Origin of the sequence: Kitasatospora sp. NPDC127035, from assembly GCF_042726075.1 — a bacterium.
Taxonomy (GTDB): domain Bacteria; phylum Actinomycetota; class Actinomycetes; order Streptomycetales; family Streptomycetaceae; genus Kitasatospora.
In genome coordinates this window covers 50,884-58,693 of sequence record NZ_JBHXDN010000062.1, presented here as the reverse complement: position 1 = coordinate 58,693, position 7,810 = coordinate 50,884, and the positions used below count along the sequence as shown (strand labels likewise).

Here is a 7,810-nt window from a genome sequence, read left to right as displayed (position 1 = left end):
GGTCTAGCCTCCGAGCGTGGACACCCGTCGGCCGGTCGACCCCTCGTGGGTGGCCCGGGGCGCCCCCCCCCCCGGGGGGGGCGCCCGGCCCCGCCCCCCGGGCGTGGGGCGGCGGGGGGGGGGGCCGCCCCCCCGGCCGCCCCCCCGGCCGCCCCCCGGGGGCCCCCCCCGGGCCCACGCGCGGTGCACCCCGGGCCGCCTCCCGGCACGGCGCGACGGCGGGCCGGTGATGTGAGACGTTGGTCGGGGGTCGGAACCATGGAGGAGGCGCCATGTCGTCCAAGCGACGCCGCAAGAAGAAGGCCCGCCGCAAGCACGCCGCGAACCACGGCAGGCGGCCCCAGTGCTGAACCGCCGCCCGGGGTGAGGCCGGGTGTCCGGCCCGGAGCACCGACGTGCTCCGGGCCGGCCCGCGTTCGGACCACAGCGGCCGGGCGTCAGCGGCAGCACCCCAGCGGCAGGGCGTCAGGAGTCGGGCGTCAGCGGCCGGCGGCCTCCGGGGCGAAGCAGAGGCTCGCCATGGTGGCGCGGGCGGTCCAGCCGAGGGAGGCGTAGAGCGCGCGGCCGTCCGGGGTCGCGACCAGCAGACCGGTGTCGGCCCCGCTCCGGCGGGCGGCGTCCTGCAAGGTGCGCATCACCAGGCCGCCCAGACCGCGCCGGCGGTGCTCGGGCGCGGTCTCGATCTGGTCGGCGACGGCGGTGGCGCCGGTGCAGGCGATCTGACCGCGCGCGGCGAAGTGGCCGTCGGCGGTGCGGACCAGCACCCGGACCACGCCGCCCCGGCTCCACGAGGTGAGGGTGTAGCCGGCCGGCACCGTCGGACGCTCGGCGGCGAGCGGCACGGTCATCAGGAAGCCCGGCACGTCGAACTGCCAGCCGGGGCCGAGCCAGGGACGGACGGTGTCGTCGTCCGCGAAGAGCTTCAGCCACGTCCCCGGCGCGCTGGTACCGGCCACGATCTTCCGGACGTCGGCCTCGGTGGGCTCGGGCAGGACGTGCCGCGACACCTGGGCCTTCTGTCCGACGTCGACGGTCCACCCCCACGGCTCGTCCACGGGGTCGCTCGCGCCCCGCGAGACGATCCAGCCCTCGATCCACATCCGGACGAGTTCGTTGACGGTGAGCCCCTGCATCATCCACCCCCGTAATAGTCAAAATAGTCATGCAAAGCTTACCCGACCGTGCCCGGTGCGGTCGATGCGTTCGCCGGACCGGCGTCGCCGCCGCCGCGAAGCCGCCGTACCCCCGCCGTTCGGCAGGGGTACGGTCGGCCGCGCCGGACAGGGACGCGCCCGGGCCGGGCCGGCTACTCCTCGGGCTCGGCGATCAGGCCGAACTCGGCCAGCAGCGCGCCGACTTCGGTCGCGTCCAGCCGGTGCAGCAGGTGCTTGCGCACGAACGCCGGCCCCGGAAGGTCGAGTTGCTCGCCGTCGCGCAGCCGGCTCGTCGCGGCGAGCAGCTTGCGCAGGTCGTAGGTCGAGTTGAACACCTCGGGCACACCGCGCTCGATGCCGAGGAGACGGTAGGCCGCCTCCATGCCGGTGCGGACGGAGTACTCGGTGGTGAAGATCGTGTCCCGGGTCGTCTCGGCGAACTGGCCGATGAAGGCGAAGTTGACCGCGCCCTCCGGCACCACGTCCGGCCGGTCCCCGGCATGGCGGGGAAGGAAGAAGGACGTCACGTACGGCATCATCACCGGCACGCACCGCGCGCCCTCGGCCGCGAGGTCGGGAATCTCCTCCACGGGGACGCCCAGGTGGTACAGCCACTCCCGGGTGATCTCCTCCCCCGTGCACTCCTGCATCGGCTTGCGGACGAAGTCGCCGGGCCGGTCCACGAAGAGCGAGTAGAGCCAGACCACGATCCGGTCCGCCGGCTGCTGCTTGAAGTGCGGCTGCCGGTTGACCGTCCAGCTGAGCAGCCAGGAGGAGTCCCGGGCGGTCACGATGCCACCGGTGACGACACCGCCGGAGAACGGGTCGCGCTTGGCGACCTTCTGGATGTACCGCGGGATCCGCGGGTCGAGGGTGGTGACCGTCGCCGACTCCCACTTGCTCTGCGCGATGTTGCCGCAGAACACCTCCGGGTGCCCGAAGGAGGGGTCCTTCGCGGCGATCCGGCGCCACAGGTCCCAGGCCGGGGCGGGGCCCTCGTCGAGCCGGGCCGGGGTGTGCTGGTCGCCGTTGTCGGAGTTCTCGGTGAGCGAGCCGATGGTCGTGAGGACCAGGTCGTCCGCCCCGAGGTCGACGCCGCCCGGCCGCCCGGCCTCGGTCCAGTGGATCCTGGTCGCCAGCTTGCGCCCCGGGGCGAGGTCGAAGTCGATGTCGGTGACCTCGGTCCCGAAGCGGAAGACCACGCCCTGGTCCAGCAGCCACCGGGTCAGCGGGAGCACCATCGACTCGTACTGGTTGTACTTGGTGAACTTCAGTGCGGACAGGTCCGGCAGTCCCCCGACGTGGTGGACGAAGCGGTGGAGGTAGAGCTTCATCTCCAGGGCGCCGTGCCACTCCTCGAAGGCGAACATGGTGCGCCAGTAGAGCCAGAAGTTGCTCTCCAGGAACTCCCGCCCGAACACCTCGTCGATCCGTTTGCCCTCCAGTTCCTCGTGGGTGGTGAGGAAGATCCGCACGAGGTCCTTCTGCGCGCGGTCGTCGAGTGCGAAGAGCCCGTCGGTGCCGGCGTCCTCGCCGCGCCGCTCGGTCACCCGCTGGAGCGAGAAGTTCGGGTCGTCCTTGTTGAGCCAGTAGAACTCGTCGAGGACGGAGGCGCCCTCGATCTCCAGCGACGGGACGGAGCGGAAGAGGTCCCAGAGGCACTCCATGTGGTCCTCCAGCTCCCGGCCGCCGCGGATCACGAAGCCCTTGCCGGGCTCCTTGATACCGTCCAGCGCGCCCCCGGGGAGCTTCAGCCGCTCCAGGACGGTGATCCGCTCCCCCGGCAGCTGCCCGTCCCGGACCAGGAAGGCGGCCCCGGCCAGCGACGCCAGCCCCGCCCCGACGAACCAGGCGCTCTTCCGCTCCACGCCGTCCGGCTTGCGGGGGCGGGCGAACGCCTCGTAGTTCCCACTGCTGTAGTACACGTCGACTCCCTTGCTCGCAGGCCGTTCCATTCACTCGTGGCGCACGTGCCCACCGCCTCGCGGGCAGGACCGAACGGGTGACGGGACGGCGGTCGCGGCCCGGGTGTCAGACCGCCCGCGCGCTCTCGGGCCGCGGTGCGCGGGCGTCCGATGCCCGCTGCTCGCGCCGCGCCCAGCGGACGGCCGGCGGCGGCGCGACCGGCGGCAGGAACAGCAGGATCGCGGCGGACGCCGCGAAGGCGACCGCGTTGCCGAGGACCAGCGGCCGGTAGGCGGTCACCGTACCCACCTGGACCGTCCAGCCGGCCGACAGGGCGCGGAACTCCTGCGGCCGGTCGCCGCCGTGATGCCGGATGAGCGGGCTGCGCGCGGCCAGTCCGGCCGCCCCGGCACCGGTGGCCGCGCACACCGCGAGGACGAACGGCCAGAAGGCGTCCACCAGGACGAAGGCGGCGGTCGCCAGCGCCTGGACGACCGGGGTCGTCGCGAAGACGCCGCGCGCCCCGCGCCGGTCCGCAGCAGCGAGTCCGGTCCGACGCGCCCCCGGGCGGACGTCCGGGCGGCACACCGCCCGGGTCCGGGCCTCAGTACGGCAGGTAGTAGCTCAGGAAGTCGGCCGTGAGCGGCGGGAACAGCACCGGGAACAGCTCCTCGTCCGTTCCGTAGACGTCGGGGCGGATCCGGGCCAGCCCCTCGATGCCGTGCGGGCCGAACAGCAGCGCGGGGAGCTGGTCGGGCGCCACCCCGGCGCCCTTCGCAAGGCCGGGCCCCTGCATCGGGCCGCCGGTGACGACCTCGCCGAGTCCGTCCGCGAGGACCGGGATCCGGTAGTGGGCGCCGAAGGTGGAGATCACGACGTCCCGGCCGACGCGGTCGACGCCGGCCGCGGCGAGGCGCTCCCAGAACAGCGGCCGCAGGCGGTCGAGCAGCACCGCGACGTCCGGGATGCGGACGTAGTACTGCTCCGCCGTGCGGCGCGGCCCGTCGTCGAGGAACTCCTGCCAGGCGGCGGCGGTCACGGTGCCGGCCCGGTGGACGACCCGCAGCCCGCCCTCGGGCACCAGGGCGGCGGCGGCGCGGAGCAGCTCCCGCGCCGCCGCCTCGTCGACCGCCGCGGCCTCGGCCAGCAGCATCTGCTCGCCCGGGGGCGTGATCCGCCCGACGGCCGCGACCGACCCGGCGCGTTCGAGGACTCGGAGGCTGCTGGCGTCGTGCTCCAGCAGCCACCGCCAGCGCGCCTCGGGGTGGGCGACGGCGACGTCGAACCCGGCCTGTGCCGCGTCCTGCAGCGCCGTCACGGCCGGGATGTCGGCCGGTCCGGCGGCACGGAGCAGCGGCGCGCCCTCCCCGGTCGGCAGGCTCCGCACGGCCTGCGTCCGCGGTATGTCGATGGCGTACTCGTAGCCGAACAACCGGTAGAAGTACGGAATCCCGATCATCACCTGGACGAGGTGCCCCCGGGCGGCGGACCGGTCGTGCGCCCACCGCATGAGGGCCCGGACCAGACCCCGCCCCTCGTACGCGGAGTCGGTGGCGACCAGTTCGACCTGGCCGGCGGGCAGCCGGACGCTCCCGATGCGGACCTCCTCGTCGAGCAGCGTCGCGGTGGAGACCACCCGGTCCCCGTCGACGACCACCGCGCAGGACGGGTACCCGGCGTCGGGGTCGTCGACCACCAGGCGGTGGTCCAGCGCGTCCCCCGGTTCGCCGCGCTCGGTGAGGAGCGCGCCGATCTGCTCCAGGTCGGCCGGCCCCGCCTCCCGCAGGACGAGGCCGTCGGCCAGCGATACGGACACGGAGGATCCTGTGGTCTCGGTCACGCCCGGACTATTGCACCCGTCGCTCCGCCGCGTCCATCGAGTTTCCGGGCACCGCTCCGGGGCGGCCGGACGGGGGCGCCGTCGCCCGAACGCCGCACGGCGGGGCGTGCCGCCATCCCACCGGGCCCCCTCCGATGGCCGACCGGGGCCGCGGGGGATTGCATGGAGGGACCGACCCCACTGTTCCGGGAGGGTGCCATGTACGAGATGTGGGCCGAGCACGATCCGGCGGTGAACCCGCCGTCCCTGGTCTGGCACGTCGTGGCGAAGGAGGATGCGTCGAAGTCGCTCTGCGGCCGGTTCCTGGAACCGGGTCAGCGCGTCGTGCCGGGCGGCTCCGACGGGCAGCCCGGGCTGCCGGACAGTTACTGCGACCCGTGCCTCGTCACGGTGCGCGAGAGCATGGCGGCGACCGCCGGCTGATCGTGCCGGGCAGCAGGGTGCCCCGCCGGAACGTCCGGCCGGGCACCCTTCCGGCTGCCCGCCGTCCGCCGTCGGTCCACCCGTTCCGTCCCGAGCTATTGACGCGGATTCCAACAGTGGCGATTCTCGTCACACCGAGTACGCGGGACATGACAGTCGATCCGGCGGGGTTCTCGCGCTCCGAGCGGACGGCCCTTCGACCGCGTCGTCCGCTCGTCCGGAACTGAGTGGTGACCATGACCCGACTCCCCCACGCCCGGCCACGAATCGTCACCCTGCTGATCTCCCTCCTCGCCCTCGCCGCCGCGATGCTCGCCTCCCCGGCGCCCGGAGCGGCGAGCGGCGCCGACTGGTGGGAGCCCGCCTCCCGCCCGGCGCCCGACTCCCGGATCGACGTCACGGGCGAGCCCTTCCGGGGCACCGACGCCCAGGGCAGGGTCCGCGGCTTCGTCGACGCGCACAACCACCTGATGTCCAACGAGGCCTTCGGCGGCCGGCTCATCTGCGGCAAGGCCTTCTCGGAGGCCGGCGTCGCGGACGCCCTGAAGGACTGTCCCGAGCACTACCCCGACGGGTCGCTCGCCTTCTTCGACCTCATCACCAAGGGCGGCGACGGCCGGCACGACCCCGACGGCTGGCCGACGTTCGCCGACTGGCCGGCCCACGACTCGCTGACCCACCAGCAGAACTACTACGCCTGGGTCGAACGCGCCTGGCGCGGCGGCCAGCGGGTCCTCGTCAACGACCTGGTCACCAACGGGGTGATCTGCTCGGTCTACTTCTTCAAGGACCGCAGCTGCGACGAGATGACCTCCATCCGCCTCCAGGCGCAGAAGACGTACGACCTCCAGGCCTACATCGACCGCATGTACGGCGGACCGGGCAGGGGCTGGTTCCGGATCGTCACCGACAGCGCGCAGGCCCGCGAGGTCGTCCGCCAGGGCAAACTGGCCGTCGTCCTCGGCGTGGAGACCTCGGAGCCGTTCGGCTGCAAGCAGATCCTGGACGTCGCCCAGTGCAGCCGCGACGACATCGACCGGGGACTGGACGAGCTGCACCGGCTGGGCGTCCGCAGCATGTTCCTCTGCCACAAGTTCGACAACGCGCTGTGCGGGGTGCGGTTCGACGAGGGCGGCCTCGGCACGGCGATCAACGCCGGCCAGTTCCTGTCGACCGGCACCTTCTGGCAGACCGAGCGGTGCACCGGCCCGCAGCACGACAACCCCATCGGCCTGGCCCCGGTGACGGCCTCCGTGCAGCAGCAGCTCCCCCCGGGCGTGACGGTCCCCTCGTACGCCGGGGACGCGCAGTGCAACACCCGCGGCCTGACCGAGCTCGGCGAGTACGCCGTGCGCGGCCTGATGAAACGCAAGATGATGCTGGAGGTCGACCACATGAGCGTCAAGGCGGCGGGCCGCGCCTTCGACGTCCTCGAATCGCAGTCGTACCCCGGCGTCCTCTCCTCGCACAGCTGGATGGACCTCGACTGGACCGAGCGGGTCTACCGGCTCGGCGGCTTCGTCGCCCAGTACATGCACGGCGCCGAGGGGTTCAGCGCGGAGGCGGGGCGCACCGACGCGCTGCGCGACAAGTACCGCGTCGGGTACGGCTACGGCACCGACATGAACGGCGTGGGCGGCTGGCCGGGCCCGCGCGGGGCGGACACCGCGAACCCGGTGCGCTACCCGTTCCGCAGCGCGGACGGCGGCTCCCTGATCGACCGTCAGACCACCGGCAGCCGCACCTGGGACCTCAACACCGACGGCGCCGCCCACTACGGCCTCGTCCCGGACTGGCTGGAGGACGTCCGGCTGGTCGGCGGCCAGGACGTGGTGGACGACCTCTTCCGGGGCGCGGAGTCCTACCTCACCACCTGGGGCGCGGCCGAACAGCACCGGGCCACCGTGAACCTGGCGGCGGGAGCACCCGCCGCCGCCAGCTCCAGCGAGTGGAACCCGTTCACGAGCTACGCACCCGGCCGGGCCGTGGACGGCAGCACGGCCACCCGCTGGGCGAGCGACTGGAGCGACGACCAGTGGCTGCGGATCGACCTCGGGGCCACCACCCTGGTCGGCCGGGTCACCCTGGACTGGGAGCGCGCGTTCGGACGGTCCTACCGCATCGAGGTCTCCACCGACGGCGCGACCTGGCAGCCCGTCTGGGCCACCGCCGACGGTGACGGCGGCCTCGACACGGCACGGTTCGCCGGTGTCCCGGCGCGCCAGGTCCGCGTCCACGGCCTGCAGCGCGGCACCTCCTGGGGCTACTCGCTGCACGAGGTCGGCGTCTACGGCGGCTGACCGTCCCGGAGCACGGCCACGGCCGCCTCCCGCAGCGCGTCGCGGCGGGGGGCGGTCGCGGCGCGTGTGACCCACGGTGACGGGGGCGTCCGGGGCACCGCCCGCCGACGGCGCCCGAAGAGTGCACGGTGTAGTCGACCGGCCACGTGTCGTAGGTCTCATCGGCGGCCCGGGCCGGTTCGTCCGCG

At 73.7% G+C, this 7,810-nt stretch carries 6 protein-coding genes; 2 read left to right on the top strand and 4 right to left on the bottom strand.

Annotated features, from left to right (window positions below):
- Positions 1–479: 479 nt before the first annotated feature.
- From ACFWIC_RS31875 to ACFWIC_RS31860, 4 genes are all read right to left on the bottom strand, one after another.
- Positions 480–1,136 (bottom strand): GNAT family N-acetyltransferase, encoded by a 657-nt coding sequence (locus tag ACFWIC_RS31875; RefSeq protein WP_380520615.1) that lies wholly within the window; start codon positions 1,134–1,136, stop codon positions 480–482.
- A 170-nt stretch (positions 1,137–1,306) separates the two neighbouring features.
- Entirely contained in the window at positions 1,307–3,079 is a 1,773-nt protein-coding gene (locus tag ACFWIC_RS31870; RefSeq protein WP_380363304.1) for an oleate hydratase, read from the bottom strand.
- 106 nt (positions 3,080–3,185) lie between these two features.
- Entirely contained in the window at positions 3,186–3,647 is a 462-nt protein-coding gene (locus ACFWIC_RS31865) for a hypothetical protein (protein ID WP_380520614.1), read from the bottom strand.
- A 16-nt stretch (positions 3,648–3,663) separates the two neighbouring features.
- Positions 3,664–4,899: a GNAT family N-acetyltransferase gene (locus ACFWIC_RS31860; RefSeq protein WP_380520613.1), complete on the bottom strand. Its 1,236-nt coding sequence runs from the start codon at positions 4,897–4,899 to the stop codon at positions 3,664–3,666.
- Positions 4,900–5,097: 198 nt separating this feature from the next.
- On the opposite strand from ACFWIC_RS31860, the gene ACFWIC_RS31855 reads away from it, so the two are divergent.
- Both ACFWIC_RS31855 and ACFWIC_RS31850 read left to right on the top strand, forming a co-directional pair.
- Positions 5,098–5,322 (top strand): hypothetical protein, encoded by a 225-nt coding sequence (locus ACFWIC_RS31855; protein WP_329881358.1) that lies wholly within the window; start codon positions 5,098–5,100, stop codon positions 5,320–5,322.
- Between the two features lie 236 nt (positions 5,323–5,558).
- Entirely contained in the window at positions 5,559–7,622 is a 2,064-nt protein-coding gene (locus ACFWIC_RS31850) for a discoidin domain-containing protein (protein ID WP_380520612.1), read from the top strand.
- Positions 7,623–7,810 lie beyond the last annotated feature (188 nt).

Excerpts from the sequence above, each read along its gene's own strand:
- ACFWIC_RS31875 (WP_380520615.1), bottom strand. The coding sequence starts at position 1,136 with ATGATGCAGGGGCTCACCGTCAACGAACTCGTCCGGATGTGGATCGAG.
- ACFWIC_RS31850 (WP_380520612.1), top strand. The coding sequence starts at position 5,559 with ATGACCCGACTCCCCCACGCCCGGCCACGAATCGTCACCCTGCTGATC.
- ACFWIC_RS31855 (WP_329881358.1), top strand. The coding sequence starts at position 5,098 with ATGTACGAGATGTGGGCCGAGCACGATCCGGCGGTGAACCCGCCGTCC.